This is a genomic window from Streptomyces sp. NPDC020490 (genome assembly GCF_044335305.1).
Lineage (GTDB): Bacteria > Actinomycetota > Actinomycetes > Streptomycetales > Streptomycetaceae > Streptomyces.
This window is the reverse complement of the sequence record NZ_JBIRUY010000004.1, coordinates 1-16,269: the sequence shown is the minus strand read 5'-3', so window position 1 is coordinate 16,269 and position 16,269 is coordinate 1. Positions and strand designations below refer to the sequence as shown.

Sequence of the window (16,269 nt, the reverse complement as noted above, 5' to 3'; positions counted from 1 at the left end):
GTCCGGGCGCGGGCATGCCGAGGCGGCCGCTTCCGGGCAGGCGAGTGGGATCGCCCCGCAATCTGCCGCACAGTGGCCCTCCGGGTCCATCGATCTTTTCTTAAGCCGCGCCGCAGCTTTCCTTCACACCCACCACCGCCACCGCTTGCCCGCGGCAGCCTCCGTCCACGCGGCAGGTCCCGCACGCCTGTACGGCAGGGGTCCCGCCCGCCCGCCGCCCGCGCGCAGGCCTTCCGCCTGCCCGCCGCCCGCGCGGCAGCGGTCTGCGGCCGGCCGTGCGGCAGCGCCCGGCCCGTCCATGCGGCAGCTTCGCCTGCGTCCACGGGGAAGTCTTCCGCCGCTTCGGCACCGTCCGAGCGGCAGGTTCCGCCCGCCGCCCGCGCGGGCGCCTTCCGCCCGTCCATCGCCCGCGCGGGGGCCTTCGCCCGCCGCCCGGGCGGCCGCTTCCCGTCCGTCCGCCCACCCCACGCGCCGGCGGGACGGCTTTCCGCCCTGCCGTCACGTGCGTCGCGTTCGGCCGGGACGCCTGCGTTCGGTGCGCCCCGGCCGGACGCGACGGACCGCGTTCGCGGCGCGCGTGTCCGTGTACGCGCGGCACCACGCCCGGCCGGCGGCGACAATCGACGCGGGAGGACCGGTCCGCGCGGGTCGGCCGCTCCCCCGCGCACCGCACCCGGCCGACCGACGTGGAGCCGCTCATGAACACCGCACGGGACCTCGCGATCCTCGCCCTGGACGTGACACCAAGCCACCCGGTGGAACAGGGCGACCTCTCGCTCGCACTCGCCGGCGCCGAGGTGCTCGACCTCGTCGACGCCCTGGCCCTCTTCGTGGACGGTGACCGTCTCGTGCCCGCCGCGCAGTCGGTGACGGGCGACCCCCTCCTGGACCGGGCCGCGTCCTCGCTCGTGCGGCAGGAGCCGTACGAGTCCGTCGAGGACTGGCTGTGGCGCCGGGGGCGCGGACTGTCCTCGGCCTATGCCGACGCCATGGAGCGCGAGGGGCTGACGACCCGGCCGCGCGGCCGCCGCATCCCGCTGCGCACCGGGCGGACGGTGCTGGTCGACTCGCCGGCCCGCAGCCGCGCCGAGGCGCGCCGCGCGGCGGGCGAACCCGTCCTCGCCGCGCTGGCTGAGGCCGCCGGCCTGCTGGACCGGCCGACCGGTCCGGCCGGTTCGACCGGTCCGGCTGGTCCGACCGGTCCGGCTGGTCCGACTGGTCCGGCTGGTCCGACCGGTCCGGCTGGTCCGACTGGTCCCCTTGCCGACGACGTCACCGATGCCGACGACGTGGTCACGACGGTGCTGGCGGCCGTCGGCGACGCGGTGATGGAACTGGAGGCGGTACGGCAGCGGCGGGCCGTCGAGGAGTCCGCCTACGCCAATATCTGGCGAGGCCAGTGACGGGCCGGCGGGCACCCCACCCCCTCAGCACCCGCGGCGTCACAGCGGAAGCCCGTCGGCCCGCCGTCGCTCCAGACGTGCGACGAGTTCCGCCGCCGCCGACTTGATGGTCTCCAGGCCGGGCTGCCCCCAGGCCCGCGGCCGCACGTCGGCGACGCACACCGTGCCGAGCACCATCCCCGTGCCGTCGACGAGTGGCGCGCCCAGGTAGGAGCGGACGCCGAACTCGTCGACGACCGGGTTGCCGGCGAACCGCGGGTAGTCGCGGACGTCCTCCAGGGCCAGTGCCTTGCGCCGGACCACCACATGGGGGCAGAACCCGTGGTCGCGGGGCAGCAGACGGCCCCATTCCGGCCTGCTGCCGTCGGCCCTCACCACCGGCGGCCCGCCCGCCGGGACGTGCAGGCCCGCGAAGAACTGCCGTTCCTCGTCGATGAAGTTGACCATGGAGTACGACGCGCCGCTGAGCTCGGCGAGACGGTCCGCGTAGGCGTCGAGCGCGGGATCCGGGTGCTCGCCCAGGCCGAGACGGCGCAGGTGCCGGGTCCGTGCCGGGGCCTCCTTGTCCTCCGGGGTGAGCAGCAGACGAGCGGCCGGGAGCGACGGGTCGTACCTCATGTGCGGGCTCCGTCCCTGTGCGCGCCCTGGCTCGGCAGGGGCGCCTTGGCCTGGGCGATGAGGTGCCGGACCAGGGTGAGCAGCGTCTGCACGCCGGAGCTGGAGATGCGGGCGTCACAGCGCACGACCGGTATCCCGGGGGCCAGGTCGATGGCGGCGCGCACCTCCTCGGGGTCGTAGCGGTGGGCGCCGTCGAAGTCGTTGATCGCGACGATGAAGCCGAGGCCGCGCTGCTCGAAGAAGTCGACGGCCGCGAAGCACTCCTCCAGGCGCCGGGTGTCGGCGAGGACGACCGCGCCGAGCGCGCCCTCGGACAACTCGTCCCACATGAACCAGAACCGCTTCTGCCCGGGCGTGCCGAACAGGTACAGGACGTGTTCCCGGTCGAGGGTGATGCGGCCGAAGTCCATGGCCACCGTCGTCTCGGCCTTGTTCTCGACCCCGTCGAGGCTGTCGGTCGCGGCGCTGACCGTGGTGAGCAGTTCCTCCGTGCTGAGCGGCGGGATCTCGCTGACCGCGCCGACGAAGGTGGTCTTGCCGACCCCGAACCCGCCCGCGACCAGGATCTTCAGCGCTTTCGGGAACGGGTCACAGCTGTCGTCGTAGTCCATCGAGCACTGCCTCCAGAAGGGCCCGGTCAGTGGGGTTGTCGTGGAACGCGGGTGGTTTGGCGGTCAGCGCCCCGCAGTCCACGAGGTCCGACAGCAGCACCTTGGTGACCGCGGCCGGCAGCCTGAGATGGGCGGCGACCTCGGCGACCGGAACGGGCGCGCGGCACAGGGCGAGGGCCTGCGCGTGTTCCGGCCCGAGATGGCCGAGGGGACCGGCTCCGGTGACCATCACCTGTGACATGAGATCCAGGGCGATGGTGGGCCGGGTGCGGCCGTTGCTGACCGTGAAGGGGCGCACGAGGCGTCCGGCCGCGTCGTCCAGCCACGGCCCGTCGCCGGCCGCCACCACGCTCAAGGCCTCATCGCCGTGGGTTCGACGGCGTGCCGCCTGGGCGCGGTGACCAGGTAGGGGCGGACGCTCTTGACCAGCATCGCCATCTCGTAGCCGAGCACCGCCGCGTCGGCCTCACGGCCGGCCAGCACGGCGAGGCAGGTGCCGGATCCGGCGGTGGTCACGAACAGCAGGGTCGAGTCGAGTTCGACGACGACCTGCCGGACGTCCCCGCCGTCGCCGAAGCGGATGCCGGCGCTGCGGCCGAGGGAGTGGAGGCCGGCGGCCAGTGCGGCCATGTGGTCGGCGCTGTCGGCATCGAGGCCGTGGACCGACTTCACGAGTCCGTCGCAGGACAGGAGTACCGCGCTGGTCGTGTGCGGTACGCGCTGCACGAGGCCGCTCATCAGCCAGTCGAGATCGGTTGCGTGGCTGGTCGGCGCGTCGGTCGCCATGGTGGATCGGCTCCTTGGGGTGCGAAGGTCCGCGGGAGCGCCGGGGGCGCTGGGGGCGGGGTCGGAAGCGGGAAGGGGGCTGTTCATCCGGCCGGCGCGCTCCCGTCGTGCCGGGTGAGGTGGTCGGTGCCGCTCGGCGCCTCCGTGGGCGCGGGCTCGCCGCTGAGCGGGTCGGCGGGGGCCGACGCTCTGTCCGGTGCGGCCATGTGCGGGGCGGCCGGGTGCGGGGCGGCCGGGTGCGGGGCTGCCATGTGCGGTGCGGCCGGGTGCGGGGCAGCCATGTGCGGTGCGGCCGTGTGCGGGGCTGCCATGTATGGCGGCCCCATGTCGGGCGCCTCCATGTCGAGCGGCGTGGGGTGTGGTGGCGTCGGATGTGGTGTCGTCAGGGGGTGTGAGGTCGGGTGAGCGGGCGTCAGGGAGTCGGCGTCCAGGTGCTGCTGGGCCTCGGCGAGGCCGACGCCGCGCTGGAACGCCGCCATCAGGCCCGGGTCGTGGCCGGCGACGTGCTCGGTGTTCTGGCGCGGCAGCGGGCCGTCGCGCAGTTGGGGGGCGAGGTGCTCCTGGGCGCGGCGCCGGGGCAGTCGCGGTTTGGCCATGGTGCCGCGGACGGTGCCGACACGGGGCCTGGGCGGGGTGCCCATGTGCTCGGCGAGGAGGTGCCGGACGTCGGGCCTGATGCCGGGCAGCGCGTCCGCAGGCGTGGGCCGCTCCTGGTCGGCGCTGCGCACCGGCAGCGGTGCGGGTGCGCCGCCGTCCGGCACGTGGGGCGCGGAACGCGCGGTCTCCCCGGAGCGCCGCGGTGCGGAGTGCGCGGGCGCGCCGCGCTGTCCCACGGCGCCGGAACCGGAACCGGTAGCGGCACCGGCACCGGCACCGGCACCAGGACCGGGACCGGGCGGCAGCGTCGGCGGCAGCGTGGCCACCTGCGGCACGGCCGCCTCCGGCTGTGCCTCGCCGGCCACCGGCTGCGCCCCGGCGCCAGGGACGCCCGGCGCCGTGCCCAGCAGGGCTTGCGGCACGACGAGCACGGCCTGTACGCCGCCGTAGATGTTGGTCTGCAGCCGGACGGTGATGCCGTGCCGCCGGGCCAGTTGCGAGACGACGAACAGCCCGATGCGGCCGTCCGCCAGCAGGCCGGCGACGTTCACCTGGTCGGGGTCGGCGAGCAGGGCGTTCATCTTGGCCTGCTCGCCGGCGGGCAGGCCGAGTCCGCGGTCCTCGACCTCGACGGCGAGCCCGGCGGTGACGAGGCCGGCCCGCAGCAGGACCTGGGTGTGCGGGGCGGAGAACACCGTGGCGTTCTCCACGAGTTCGGCCAGCAGGTGGATGATGTCGGCGACCGCGTGCCCGAGCAGTTCGCCTTCGATCGGGGGCACGAGCTTGACCCGGGAGTACTGCTCCACCTCGGCGATGGCGGAGCGCAGCACCTCGGTCATGGGGACCGGGTGGCTCCACTGCCGGCGCGAGACGGCGCCGCCGAGCACGGCCAGGTTCTCGGCGTGGCGGCGGACCCGGGTGGCCAGGTGGTCGACGTGGAAGAGGCCCCTGAGCAGGTCGGGGTCCTCGATCTCGCTCTCCAGCTCGTCGAGGATGGAGATCTCGCGGTGCACCAGTGACTGCAGGCGCCGGGCGAGGTTGAGGAACACCTCGAGCTTCTGCTCGCTGCCCGTCTGGCTGGAGAGCTGGGCGGCCTGGACGACGGCGGTGACGGCGCCGTCGTGGGCGCGGGCGAGGTCGGCGGCGAGCAGTTCGAAGTCGTCGGCGCCTTCGGGCGGTCCGCTGCGCGGCCTGCGCTCGAGCGGGCCGTCGCCGCGGCGCAGCGTCTCGACGACGGCGCGCAGGTCGGCCTCGCCGCGGGTGGTGCTGCGGCGCAGGGCGCGGACGCGGTCGCTGACGGAGCGGGCGGCGCGGTCGGCGGCCACGGCCGCGACCAGGATGCCGGCGACGGCGATGGAGGCGGCGCCGGCGAGCACGCCCCACAGGGCGGGTCCGGGCCGGGCGCCGGTGGAGCGGACGGTGAACAGGACGGCGGCGCCCGCGCCGAGCGCGACCGCGACGGGTGGCAGGACGGCGAGCCGCAGCAGCTGGGGCCGTATCCGGGTCTCGGGCGACGCGGGCACGGGTCGGGCGACCGGCCGTCCGTGCCGCCCGCCCTCGCGGCGGTCTGCGCGTGCGGCCGGTGCGCGAAGCTGAGACATCGGTGTCCTCGTACTGGTCCGTCGGTGCCGGGGCGCACGGTCTGCGCTGTCCGGGCATGCGCCATGGGTGTCGGCCGAGGGGCCGGCGATTCGGCCCCACGTCGCCCGACGGACACTCACAGTAGTTGCCCGGGGATCGTGCGCGGTGGGCAGTCGGCAAAGTCTCCCGGGAAGCGTCCCGCTCTGGTATGAGCTCTCGCACGACAGACCGAGGAGCCCTTCCGCGGCTCGCTCAGGAGACGCAATCGAACGATCAGACCTGTTCGGAAGCGGTCACGACGGAAAGGTGAGGGGCGGCAGCTCCCGCTCCCCACCCCTCACCGCCCCACCCCCACCCCCGCTCCCACCCGGCCGTCCGGTCATCCCGACGGACCGTCCGAGACGGCCGACGACACCCCGACCCCTCCCCTGAATATCACTGAGCGTGTTCATCGAGGGCCGCGGCGCTCGACGCTCCACGGCGCGGCTCCCGGCGCCGTCAACCCGTACTGCGGCGCAGCGCGCCGAGATCGGGTCCCGGCAGATGGATCCACCCCTCCCGCCGGGTGGCCGCGCGCTCCTCGGGGGAGCGCGGCCACCGGGTGTCCCCGGCCAGCACGGCGCGCGCCACCAGCGCGCAGACCAGGGCGTCGAGATGGTCGTGGCTGTCGGCGCACCGTGTGCGCAGCGGCTCGGGGAGCGTGCGGGCCAGGCCCGCCTCCAGCGAACGGACGACGTGCTCCCGGGCCGAGCGGGCCTCGGGAGCCGCGCTCTTGTAACTGCGGTCGAGGCGGATGCCCCACAGTCGCAGCGCGGCGGCGGGGTAGACCTCGGCGACGGCGCCCGACCCGTCCCGCGGCACGGGCGCTCCGGCCGCGGCCAGGGCGTCCAGGAGACGGGCGGCGCGCAGGGCCACGACTCCGAGGAGGTCGGTGGAGACGGACAGCGGAGGACGCGTCGCGGTCGCCTTCCACGTCAGGTCGTCCGTCAGCCGGTACCGCAGCGGGTCGAGGCCGGGCCTGCCGTCCGTCCGTTCCGCGAAGCGTGCCGCGGGCGGCGGCCGCAGGCCCTGGTGGTGGGCGACGACCGTGGCGACGAAGTCCGAGGGCCAGCCGAGCGGGCAGTCCAGGCCGGTCTTGTCGGCCTCCCGGACCATCGCCAGCAGGTCCTCGTCCCCGTCGGGCACGACGAACTCCGCCGTCGACAGGCCCTCCCTCGTCCAGACCGCCCGGCACACGGCGGTACGCCGCGCGCTCGCGGCGAGGTCGACGCCGAGCGTCACCGTCCGCGCCGCCGGACCGTCCGGGCTCTCAGCACTGTCCACGGGCCGCCGTCCGTTCTGTCCCCACGGTCTCTGTCCCCATGGTCTCTGTCCCCACGGTCTCTGTCCCCCACCGTCCGGCCTCGTGCCGTCGGGTGCGCGAGCGGTCAGTCCGTCGCTACCGGGTCGGGTTCCCCTCCGCCTCCCGTCTCGAACCGGTCCAGCGGATCACCCGAGGCGTCCGGCGCCGTGTCGTGGGCCACGAACCTCAACTCCGAGGTGTACCGGCGGCCCTGGCCGTCGCTGAGCCAGGTCTGCTCCGGCGTCGGCAGCATCTCGGTGATCGTGACGACGGCCTCCGGGTCCTTGCGGGCCAGGCGGCGCAGGGCCTTGGCGAGGATGGTGACGTAGACCGGGCTGTCGAAGTCGACGTAGAAGGGACGGGACTCGGTCGGGGAGACGACGAACACGTAGCGCGGCAGGCCCAGTTCGGTGCGCCAGCGGCGGGCCCCGACGAAGCGCCGGGCCTCGTCCTTCTCGTCGGCGAACCGCGCGCACGCCGCGGACGGCCGCCAGGTCTCCCGGGCGAACACCATGCGGTCGACGGTGACCCGGGGGGTGTGCTCCGCCTGGGGCAGGACCCGGACGAGGTCCATCGCCAGGGTGGTGAGCACGTGGGAGAGCACGTCGACCGCCGGGAACCGCGAGCCGTCGGGGAGCCGTACGACGAGGTCGCCGCCGTGTTCCTCGACCGTGGCGTCGGCGGAGCGCACGACCCGGGAGCGGGCCGGGTCGGCGGTGAGGTCGGCCAGGGCGACCTGGTGGTCCTGGGGGCGTACCAGTGTGTGGCGGACCCGCGCCGACAGGCGTGCCCGGTGCTCCTTGGGGATCAGGGGCATCAGGCGTGGGCCCGGATGGTCGCGGTCGGTCAGCCGGAACAGCTCGGACACGTCCGGGTGCTGATGGGTGAACAGGGAGGCGCCCAGTGTGTTGGAGGCGACGTGGAGTTCGCCGAGTACGACGGTGAAGTCGCCGCGTGCCACCGCCTCCGCCCCGTCGGCGGCGATCATCAGGTCCGGGCTCAGATAGCGGGCGGCCGTCCAGCCGCCGGCCGTGTCGCCGAACTCCGCGCGCACGGCCGCTTCGATGTCCGCCGACCGCACGGTCACCCGGCGGGCGTCCGCAGGCGCCGACAGGATGCGCTGCCAGCGCGTGGCGAACTCCCGCTGGAGTTCGTCGGCGGTGGCGCGCGCGGGGCCGTGCAGCACCGGCAGGCAGCCGAACCAGAACGACGCCAGATCGACCGGGCCCTCGGCGGCGAGGCGGTCGTACACCCGGCGGGTCTCGGCCGTGACCGCCGCGGCGAGCCGGGAGGTGAGCCAGCCGGCGCTGTCCATCAGCAGCCGCAGCGGGCGCAGCGCGTCGAGGACGGCCGGGCCGAGCCGGACGGTGGCGGAGCGGCGGGTGTCGGAGTAGACCAGCGCGCGGCAGGGCGCCGTCGACGCGGACTTCTCGCGCACGGCGGCCGTGGCGGTGAGCGCGGTGAACTCCCGCTCGAGCTCCGCCATGGCGTCGACCAGGCCGTCCACGTCACGGGCCGCCGCCACCCGTGCGCGGCCCCGCTCCAGCCGGTCCAGTGCCGCGAGGCCCCGCCGGCGCGGCTCGCTCGCGCCGACGCCTTCCAGCCACGCCCGCAGGTCGCGGTCCGGATGGGTGCCGGCGGGGACCTCCAGACGCCACACCACCCAGCGGCGGGCCACCAGGTCGGCCAGTACGGCGGGCACGTCGGTGCCGGGCAGTTCCTCCGCGATGTCGCGGGCGGGCCGGACGCCGTCGCAGCGGGCGAGGACGGCCGCCGCCTCGGCGGACACGGTCACCGGGCGCCGGCCCGGTATCCGGACCCGGTCCCCGTCGAGGGCGACGAACGGCACGCGGCGCGGGGCGATCCACTCCCGCAGGCCGGGGTCGGCGTCCAGGGTCCGCGCCAGCGCGTCGATGCCCCAGCTGGCCCAGTACACGGTCGACGCCTCGGTCAGCCCCTCGCCGGTGTCGACGACGAGACCCCGCGCGGCCGGGTCCCAGCGGCCCCAGCCGACCGGGCCGAAGAAGCCGATCGTGTCGTTCTTCACGCAGAACCGCTGCCAGTAGTGCGCGACCAGTTCCTCGCGCTGGCGGGGCATGCTGCTGCGGCTGTCCGTGCCCGGGGTCCAGCGCAGGAACGGCGCGATGCCGGAGCTGAGCACCGGCCGGTTCTGCCAGGCCACCGCCTCGCGGAAGGCCGGCGTGCGGGCGATGTCCTGGAGGGTGTGCGCGGTCTCCACGGCGGCGTCCGCGAAGAGCCGGGAGAAGTCCTCCCAGCGGTCGCCGTCGAGGGGGTCGTCGGCGGCGAACTTGTCGGCCGCCTGCGCCAGTCCGGCGGGAGCCAGCCGCAGCACGCCGTCGGCGGGGAAGCCGGGCCCGCGCAGGGCGAACTGCTCCCACAGCCGCCAGCGGCCGAGGGACGGCACGAGGTCTTCGGTCATGGCACGGCTCTCCTTGGGTGGCGCGGATGGACGGTACGGGCCGACGCGGCCGACGCGGGGAGGGGCGGTACGGGCGGTACGGTTCGGCGGGCCGGCCGGTCAGGCGGTGCCGTAGTCCGCGTCGACGACCTCGGCCAGTTCCCGGGGCGTGGGGTAGGCGAAGACCAGCGAGACGGGGACGTCCGCGCCGAGGATCTCCTGCAGCCGGCCGGTGATCTGGAAGGCGGTGAGCGAGTCGCCGCCCGCCTCGTAGAAGTCGGTGTCGGGCGTCAGCTCGGGCAGGCGCAGCACGTCCCGGAAGATGCCGACCAGGACGTCGACCGTGTTCTGGGCGGTGGCGGTGGCGGTGTTCGTGGTCATGTTCTCTTCTCCTTCGGTGAAATGACGCGGTGTCAGTCGGTGACGGCGACGGTGTCGCTGTCGGTGTGCGTGCGGGTGGGGTCGCGGTGGAGGGTGTGCAGACGGGCGGGGGTGTTGCCGCCCGAGACGATGGCCACGGCCCGTTCGCGGCGGCCGGCGCGCAGTGCTCCGGCCAGGGCGACCGCGCCGCTCGGTTCGGCATCGACGCCGTGCCGCGCCAACAGGGCGGCGGCGTCGAGGATTTCGGCGTCGTCGACGGCGATCAGCTCGTCGACGCGGTCGCGGACGATCGGATAGGGGACGGCACCGGGGCACTGGCCGCGCAGACCGTCGGCGACGGTCGTGCCGGGCGGCAGCTGGACGCGGCGGCCGGCGGCCAGGGAGCGGGCGTAGCGCGGGGTGCCGGACGGTTCCACGCCGACCACCCGGACCGGGCGGTGCAGGGCGGCGAGGCAGACCCCGGCGAGCAGCCCGCCGCCGCCCGTGGGCACGTAGACGGTCTCGGTGTCGGGTGCGTCGGCGAGCAGTTCGGTGCCGACCGTGCCCGCGCCGGCGACCACCAGCGGGTGGTCGGACGACGGGATCAGGACGGCGTTACGCTCGGCCGCCAGGGCGCGGGCGCGTTCCTCGCGCTCGGCCACCCCTCCGTCCACCTGGACGGTCTCGGCGCCGAGGGCGCGGACGGCGGCGGCCTTCGCCGGTGCCGCTCCCGCCGCGAGGACGACGGTGAGCCGGATGCCGAGCGTGCGCGCCAGCCGGGCCAGCGCCAGCGCGTGGTTGCCGGAGGAGCCGGTGACGATCCGGTCGGCGCCCAGGGCGAGGACCGCGTTGGCCGCACCCCGCATCTTGAAGGAGCCGCCGTGCTGGAGGTGTTCGGCCTTCAGCAGCAGGCCGGGCCCGAGGGCGGCGGCCGCCGGGCCGCGGAGCAGGGGCGTGCGGACGACGTAGGGGGCGATGCGGGCGGCGGCGTCACGCAGGTCGGCGACGCCGAGCCCATGGCCGGCGGCGACGCCCGGCTTCGGCTCCGTGGCGGACAGCTGAGAGGCCGCGGGGGACAACTGCGGGGCTGCGGGGGACAACTGCGAGGCTGCGGGGGACAACTGCGGGGCCGCAGGGGACAACTGCGGGGCAGCGGGGGACAGCTGCGGGGCCGTCGCGGCGCGACGCAGGTCGAGGGCGGTCATGCGGTGCTCCCCGTGGCCAGGAGCCGGCGGTCCGCCTTGCCGCCGCGGGTGGTGGGCAGGGTGTCGAGGCGCACGAACCGGCGCGGCATCAGGTGCGGCGGCAGGGACCGGGCGAGGTGGCCGCGCAGCTCGGCGTCGGTGGTGCCGGACAGGTCGCCGGTGAGGTGGGCGAGCAGGTGCACGCGCCCCCGGTCGTCGGTGTGCGCCGTCACCACCGCGCCGGTGACACCCGGGTGGGCCAGCAGGCAGCCCTCGACCTCCGCCGGGTCCACGCGGTAGCCGCGGATCTTGACCTGCCGGTCGGTGCGGCCGGCGTAGTGCAGTCCCCCGGGCCCCCACCAGCCGAGGTCGCCCGTGCGGTACAGGCGGGCGCCGGGCGGGCCGTAGGGGTCCGGTACGAAGCACTCGGCCGTGCGGGCCGGGCGTCCCCCGTAGCCGCGGGCCACGCCCACTCCCCCGATGTACACCTCGCCGACCGTGCCGTCGGGGACCTGGGCCAGGTCCGCGTCCAGCACCCGGACCACGGCGCCGGCGCGGGGCGTGCCCACCAGGTCGGCGGAGGGGTCCGGGGAGGCGGGGACGCTGTGCCGGGTGGTGGTCATCGTGCACTCGGTCGGGCCGTACTGGTTGACGAGCCGGCCGGGGACGAGTCCGCGTCCGCCGGCGGCGAGGAACGGCCGCAGCGACTCGCCGCTGGCGGCGACCAGGCTGACGCCGGCCAGCGGGTCGGTGAGCTGCGGCTGCGCCGCGAGGTGGGACAGGAAGAACGGGGTGACGCTGAGCAGGGCCGTGATCCGGTGTTCGCGGACGGTGTCGGCGAACTCCTCGGGGCGCAGCAGCCGGGCGCGGTCCACGATCACCAGGCGGGCCCCGGCCAGCAGCGGCGCGAAGGTGTCCCGGATCGAGGCGTCGTAGCCGAGCGGTGCCGTCTGGAGGGCCACCGTGTCCGGGCCGAGGCCGAACGCCTCGGCGGTGTCGCGCAGGTAGGCGTCGAGGGCGCGGTGTTCGACCAGGACGGCGTTGGGCCGGCCGGTGCTGCCGGAGGTGTGGCTGACGTAGGCGAGCGCCCGCGGGTCGACCGGCCCGGGCGGCGGGCCCTGGACGGCCTGGGGCCGGTCCAGGAGGACCGCCGGGACGCCCAGGTCGAGGGCCGGGGCGAGGGCCGCGCGGGTCAGCAGCAGGCGGGCGCCCGCGCTGCGGACGAAGTCGGTCAGCCGGTCGCGGGGCTGGCCGACGTCCAGGGTGAGGAAGGCGGCGCCGCAGCGCAGCACCGCGGCCATGGCCGCGACGGCGTCGGTGCCGTGCTCGACGGCCACGGCGCAGACCGTCTCCGGGCCGGTGCCGTGCGCCCGCAGCAGGCGGGCGATCTCCTCGATCCGGGCGGCGAGCCGGCCGTACGTCACCTCGCCCGCCGGGGTGCTCAGCGCGACGCGGTCGGGGTGCCGGGCGGCGTGTGCGGCGATGTCGTCGGCGATGGTGCGCATCACGCGTCCCCCTCACCGGTGACGGTCCGGTCGACGGCGACGAAACGGAGTTCGCTGGTGTAGCGGCGGCCCTCGGCGTCGGTGAGCCAGGCCTGCTCGGGGGTGGGCAGCATCTCGCTTACCTTGAGCCGGGCCTCCGGGTCCTTGCGGGCGAGCCGCCGGGCCGCCTTGGCGAGGATGGTGACGTACACGGGGCTGTCGAAGTCGACGTAGAACGGGCGCGGTTCGGTCGGCGAGACCACGAACACGAAGCGGGGCAGCTCGTGCCGGCGCTGCCAGTGCCGGGCGCGCACGAAGCGGGCGGCCTCCGCCTTCTCGTCGGCGAAGTCGACCTCGGCGACGGGCAGTTGCCAGGTCTCGCGGGCGACGATCATGCGGTCGACGGTGATCCGGGGGGTGTGGGCGCCTTCCGGGCGGAGGGTGAAGCGGTCCATGACCCGCTGGGTGAGGGTGTTGGCGTAGACGTCGAGCAGGTCGTACGCGGTGCCGTCGGGGAGCACCGCGGTCAGCCGGCCGGCCCGGTCCTCGACCGTGACGTCGGCGCCGAGCAGCGTGCGCGGGCGGTGCGGGTCGCCGGTCTGGTCGACCAGGGCCACGTAGTGGTCCTCGGGCCGGTCCAGCGAGGGCCTGCTGCGGGTGGACCACTTCAGCGGCAGCTCCTTGGGCAGCATGGGCAGCAGGCGCGGGCCGGGGAAGTCGCGGGTGGTCTCGGCGAGCAGCACGCCGCGGTCCGGATGCTGGTGCACGAACAGGGAGGCGCCCATCGTGTTCAGTGCGCAGTGCATCTCCCCGAGGACGAGTTGCACGTCGCCCCGGGCGAGGGCGGCCTCGTCGTCGGCGATGACCAGCACGTCCGGGCTGACGTACCGGGCCAGCGACCAGCCGTCGCCAGGCTCGTCGAACTCCTGGCGCACCCGTTCGGCCAGGTCGGCCGTGGCCAGCCGGACCCGGCGCACGCCGGCCGGAAGGTCCAGGACGCGGGCCCACTTGGCGCGCAGCTCGGCCTGGACGGCGTCGATCAGCCGGCCGGCGTCGGGGTGCGGCGAGGGCAGGGTGTGCAGCCAGAGCGTGCCCAGGTCCACCGGTTCGCCGGTGGCGCTCAGCCGGTCGTACACGGTGCGCAGGCGGACGCGTACGGCGTCGGCGAAGCGGTTGGTCATCCAGCGGGCGGCCGTCAGGCACAGCTGCAGCGGCTCCAGGTGGGCCAGCAGTCCGGCGCCGGCCGTGGCGGTCGCCGCCCGCCGGGCGTCGGAGTACACCAGTCCCCGGCACGGCGCGGTCCGTTCGCCCTTGGCCCGCTGCGCCTCGCTGTCGGTGAGGGCGGCGAAGTCGGCCTCCAGGGCGCCGATCGCGGCGGTCAGCGCGGCGGCATCAATACCGGCGGCGCGTACGGCGTCCCGGCCGCGTTCCAGTACGGCGAGCCGGTCCAGGGCCCGCGTGCGGGCGGGCTCGTCGGGGACGCGTTCGAGGATGCGGCGCAGGGCGCGGTCGGGGTGGGTGGCGGCCGGCACCTCCAGGCGCCACTGCACCCAGCGGCACTTCACCAACTCGCCCACGGTACGGGTCACTTCGTCCGTGTCCCGGCCCAGCTCGGCGGCGATGGCGGCCGGGTGCCGGGTGCCGTCGCACAGCTTCAGCACGGCCAGCTCGGCCGCGCCGATCGGCTGGGCGGGACGGCCGGGGACGTGGACCGTGCCGTCGGCACAGCGCACGAAGGACACCCGGCGCGGCGGGATCCAGCGCATCAGCTCGGGGTCCTCGGCGAGCACCTTCGCGAGGGCGTCGATCGCCCAGCCGGAGAAGTACACCTCGTGCGCGGCGAGGAAGTCCCGCCCGGGGTCCACGGCGACGGCTCCCGGCGCGGACAGGTCCCAGCGGCCCCAGCCGACCGGGCCGAAGAAGCCGATGGTGTCGTTCTTGACGCAGAACCGCTGCCAGTAGTGCGCGACCAGTTCCTCACGCTGGCGGGGCATGCTGCTGCGGCTGTCCGTGCCCGGGGTCCAGCGCAGGAACGGCGCGATGCCGGTGCGCAGGACGGCGGGGTTCTGCCAGGCGAGGGCCGCCTGGAAGCGGGGCTGGGCGGCGATCTCCTGAAGGTGCCGGGCGGTGCGGACGGCGGCCGTGGCGAGGTCGTCGGCGAAGGCCTGCCACTCGGGTCCGGACAGTTCGGCGCCGGGGCCGAACTTGTCGGCGGCCTCGGCGAGTCCGGGCGGGGCCAGGCGCAGCACGCCGTCGGCGGGGAAGCCGGGGCCGCGCAGCGCGAACTGCTCCCACAGCCGCCAGCCTCCGCCCGGCAGCAGGACAGGTGCGTGCTCGTCCGACATCGCGTGCTCCTTCCGAAACGGGGGGTGCGCGGGAATCGCGCGGCTCGGCCGGGCGGCGGGCGCCGCCGGGGTGCCGGGGGCAAGCGCCTCCGGGGTGCCGAGGGCGCTTGCCGCCGGGGTGCCGGGCGGCGGGTGCCGCCGGGGGTGCCGGGCGCCCCGCGACCGGACAGCACGGTCCCGCGCCGCGGCCGTCCGTCACCAGAGAAGATCCGGCAGCAACGCGTGCCTCGGGTTCGGCGTGTTCGTCCCTGACCGGCGCGGCCGGCGGCGGGCACGCTGACCCCGTCGGCCCTGACCCGCGGGCCGGCCCCATCACCTGCGGGAGGTCACCGTGACGCAAACCGATTCCGCGACCGGCACGAGCGGCGAGGAGGTCCGCCCCGGCGCCGAGGACGTGTACCTCGTGGTGCGCAACGACGAGGAGCAGTACTCGATCTGGCGGGCGGACCGTGAGCTGCCGGCCGGCTGGCATCCGGAGGGCCGGCGAGGCACCCGGCAGGAGTGCCTGGACCACATCGACGTCGTCTGGACGGACATGCGCCCGCTCAGCCTGCGCCGCCGGCTGGCCGGGGCCGATGTCTGAGTCCCGCCCGGGTCCGCCGCTCGCCCTGTCGGCGCACGCCCCGCCGGCGGAGCCGCCGCCCGGACGGCTGTGCCCGGATTTCGTCGATCTGTCCGGACTGAACTCCGGCGGTCACCTCCCGGGCCCGCGCACGCCGCGCCGGCCGGTGGAGCTGTACCTGGCCGAGGTGGGACGGCAGGACCGTCTCGCGCTGCGGCGGGCGCAGGAGCTGCTGGACGCCGACGAGCGGGCGCGGGCCGGCGCCTTCCACCGGCCCCGGGACCGCGACGCGTACGTGGTGGCGCACGCGACCCTGCGCGGCGTGCTGAGCCTGCTGCTGGGCGTCCCCGCCGACGCGCTGCCGCTGGTGCGCGAGCCGTGCGCGGGCTGCGGGGGGCCGCACGGCCGGCCCGCGCTGCGCACCCGCGGGGTGCACTTCTCGCTGTCGCACAGCGGGGACCTGGTGATGGTGGCGCTCGCCCCGACCCCGGTCGGCGTCGACGTGGAAGGGCTGGCCACCGCCCAGGCGGTGCTCGGCGCGCAGTCCGCGCTGCACGCGGCGGAGGCGGCGGAGCTGGCGCGGCTGCCCGCGCACGAGCGCCCGGCGGCGTTCACCCGCACCTGGGTCCGCAAGGAGGCCTATCTCAAGGGCCTGGGGACCGGGCTGGTGCGCGATCCGGCGCTGGACTACGTCGGCACCGGCCCTCGGCCGGCCGCTCCGGCGCCGGAGTGGACCCTGCGGGACGTCCTCGTCCCGGCGGGGTACGCGGCGGCGGTGGCCCTGCGGACGGAGTGAGAGCGCCCGACAGAAGAGAGCGGGGACCGGCCCGGTGGCCGGTCCCCGCTCTCTTCTCTGTGTGCACACCTCTGTGTGCCGAACTCGGCGAGTTCAACCGGTCGTTGCAACACCGGGCTGCTGTAGTGAGCGTAGCTGCTCCTCGAAGACCTCGGCCGGGGTCTTCCAGCCGAGGATCTTG

Annotated in this window: 14 protein-coding genes; 3 read left to right on the top strand and 11 right to left on the bottom strand. The window is 75.6% G+C overall.

Features of this window, described 5'->3' with window-relative positions:
• The first annotated feature begins 698 nt into the window (after positions 1 to 698).
• A complete protein-coding gene (locus tag ACH4ZX_RS06495) occupies positions 699 to 1,403 on the top strand; it encodes a GPP34 family phosphoprotein (protein ID WP_398268448.1) in 705 nt (234 codons plus the stop codon).
• Between the two features lie 39 nt (positions 1,404 to 1,442).
• Here ACH4ZX_RS06495 and ACH4ZX_RS06490 read toward each other — a convergent pair whose 3' ends face one another.
• The 11 genes from ACH4ZX_RS06490 to ACH4ZX_RS06440 form a co-directional block, all read right to left on the bottom strand.
• Positions 1,443 to 2,021 (bottom strand): GAF domain-containing protein, encoded by a 579-nt coding sequence (locus ACH4ZX_RS06490; protein WP_398268445.1) that lies wholly within the window; start codon positions 2,019 to 2,021, stop codon positions 1,443 to 1,445.
• Positions 2,018 to 2,632: a GTP-binding protein gene (locus ACH4ZX_RS06485; RefSeq protein ID WP_398268442.1), complete on the bottom strand. Its 615-nt coding sequence runs from the start codon at positions 2,630 to 2,632 to the stop codon at positions 2,018 to 2,020. The genes ACH4ZX_RS06490 and ACH4ZX_RS06485 overlap by 4 nt, the downstream gene beginning before the upstream one ends.
• Positions 2,610 to 2,981 (bottom strand): DUF742 domain-containing protein, encoded by a 372-nt coding sequence (locus ACH4ZX_RS06480; RefSeq protein ID WP_398269099.1) that lies wholly within the window; start codon positions 2,979 to 2,981, stop codon positions 2,610 to 2,612. The genes ACH4ZX_RS06485 and ACH4ZX_RS06480 overlap by 23 nt, the downstream gene beginning before the upstream one ends.
• A 2-nt stretch (positions 2,982 to 2,983) precedes the next feature.
• Entirely contained in the window at positions 2,984 to 3,418 is a 435-nt protein-coding gene (locus ACH4ZX_RS06475) for a roadblock/LC7 domain-containing protein (RefSeq protein ID WP_398268439.1), read from the bottom strand.
• 83 nt (positions 3,419 to 3,501) lie between these two features.
• Entirely contained in the window at positions 3,502 to 5,616 is a 2,115-nt protein-coding gene (locus ACH4ZX_RS06470; RefSeq protein WP_398268436.1) for an ATP-binding protein, read from the bottom strand.
• A 478-nt stretch (positions 5,617 to 6,094) separates the two neighbouring features.
• Positions 6,095 to 6,919, bottom strand: coding sequence for a DUF429 domain-containing protein (locus ACH4ZX_RS06465; protein WP_398268433.1), 825 nt, complete (start codon positions 6,917 to 6,919; stop codon positions 6,095 to 6,097).
• A gap of 104 nt (positions 6,920 to 7,023) precedes the next feature.
• On the bottom strand, positions 7,024 to 9,378 hold the full coding sequence (locus tag ACH4ZX_RS06460) for a lantibiotic dehydratase (RefSeq protein WP_398268430.1): 2,355 nt from the start codon (positions 9,376 to 9,378) through the stop codon (positions 7,024 to 7,026).
• 99 nt (positions 9,379 to 9,477) lie between these two features.
• A complete protein-coding gene (locus ACH4ZX_RS06455) occupies positions 9,478 to 9,738 on the bottom strand; it encodes an acyl carrier protein (protein ID WP_398268427.1) in 261 nt (86 codons plus the stop codon).
• Between the two features lie 32 nt (positions 9,739 to 9,770).
• Complete coding sequence (locus ACH4ZX_RS06450) at positions 9,771 to 10,922, bottom strand: pyridoxal-phosphate dependent enzyme (RefSeq protein ID WP_398268424.1); 1,152 nt, start codon at positions 10,920 to 10,922, stop codon at positions 9,771 to 9,773.
• Positions 10,919 to 12,406: an amino acid adenylation domain-containing protein gene (locus tag ACH4ZX_RS06445; protein ID WP_398268421.1), complete on the bottom strand. Its 1,488-nt coding sequence runs from the start codon at positions 12,404 to 12,406 to the stop codon at positions 10,919 to 10,921. Before ACH4ZX_RS06445 ends, ACH4ZX_RS06450 begins: the two co-directional genes overlap by 4 nt.
• A complete protein-coding gene (locus tag ACH4ZX_RS06440) occupies positions 12,406 to 14,730 on the bottom strand; it encodes a lantibiotic dehydratase (RefSeq protein ID WP_398268418.1) in 2,325 nt (774 codons plus the stop codon). The genes ACH4ZX_RS06445 and ACH4ZX_RS06440 overlap by 1 nt, the downstream gene beginning before the upstream one ends.
• Before the next feature lie 331 nt (positions 14,731 to 15,061).
• Here ACH4ZX_RS06440 and ACH4ZX_RS06435 point away from each other — a divergent pair, with 331 nt between their 5' ends.
• On the top strand, positions 15,062 to 15,313 hold the full coding sequence (locus ACH4ZX_RS06435) for an MbtH family protein (protein ID WP_398268415.1): 252 nt from the start codon (positions 15,062 to 15,064) through the stop codon (positions 15,311 to 15,313).
• Entirely contained in the window at positions 15,306 to 16,088 is a 783-nt protein-coding gene (locus ACH4ZX_RS06430; protein WP_398268412.1) for a 4'-phosphopantetheinyl transferase family protein, read from the top strand. Before ACH4ZX_RS06435 ends, ACH4ZX_RS06430 begins: the two co-directional genes overlap by 8 nt.
• Positions 16,089 to 16,269 lie beyond the last annotated feature (181 nt).

Bases quoted from the DNA above. Each gene is read 5' to 3' on its own strand.
- ACH4ZX_RS06495 (WP_398268448.1), top strand. From the start codon at position 699: ATGAACACCGCACGGGACCTCGCGATCCTCGCCCTGGACGTGACACCA.
- ACH4ZX_RS06490 (WP_398268445.1), bottom strand. From the start codon at position 2,021: ATGAGGTACGACCCGTCGCTCCCGGCCGCTCGTCTGCTGCTCACCCCG.
- ACH4ZX_RS06485 (WP_398268442.1), bottom strand. From the start codon at position 2,632: ATGGACTACGACGACAGCTGTGACCCGTTCCCGAAAGCGCTGAAGATC.
- ACH4ZX_RS06475 (WP_398268439.1), bottom strand. From the start codon at position 3,418: ATGGCGACCGACGCGCCGACCAGCCACGCAACCGATCTCGACTGGCTG.
- ACH4ZX_RS06470 (WP_398268436.1), bottom strand. From the start codon at position 5,616: ATGTCTCAGCTTCGCGCACCGGCCGCACGCGCAGACCGCCGCGAGGGC.
- ACH4ZX_RS06460 (WP_398268430.1), bottom strand. From the start codon at position 9,378: ATGACCGAAGACCTCGTGCCGTCCCTCGGCCGCTGGCGGCTGTGGGAG.
- ACH4ZX_RS06455 (WP_398268427.1), bottom strand. From the start codon at position 9,738: ATGACCACGAACACCGCCACCGCCACCGCCCAGAACACGGTCGACGTC.
- ACH4ZX_RS06450 (WP_398268424.1), bottom strand. From the start codon at position 10,922: ATGACCGCCCTCGACCTGCGTCGCGCCGCGACGGCCCCGCAGCTGTCC.
- ACH4ZX_RS06445 (WP_398268421.1), bottom strand. From the start codon at position 12,406: ATGCGCACCATCGCCGACGACATCGCCGCACACGCCGCCCGGCACCCC.
- ACH4ZX_RS06440 (WP_398268418.1), bottom strand. From the start codon at position 14,730: ATGTCGGACGAGCACGCACCTGTCCTGCTGCCGGGCGGAGGCTGGCGG.
- ACH4ZX_RS06430 (WP_398268412.1), top strand. From the start codon at position 15,306: ATGTCTGAGTCCCGCCCGGGTCCGCCGCTCGCCCTGTCGGCGCACGCC.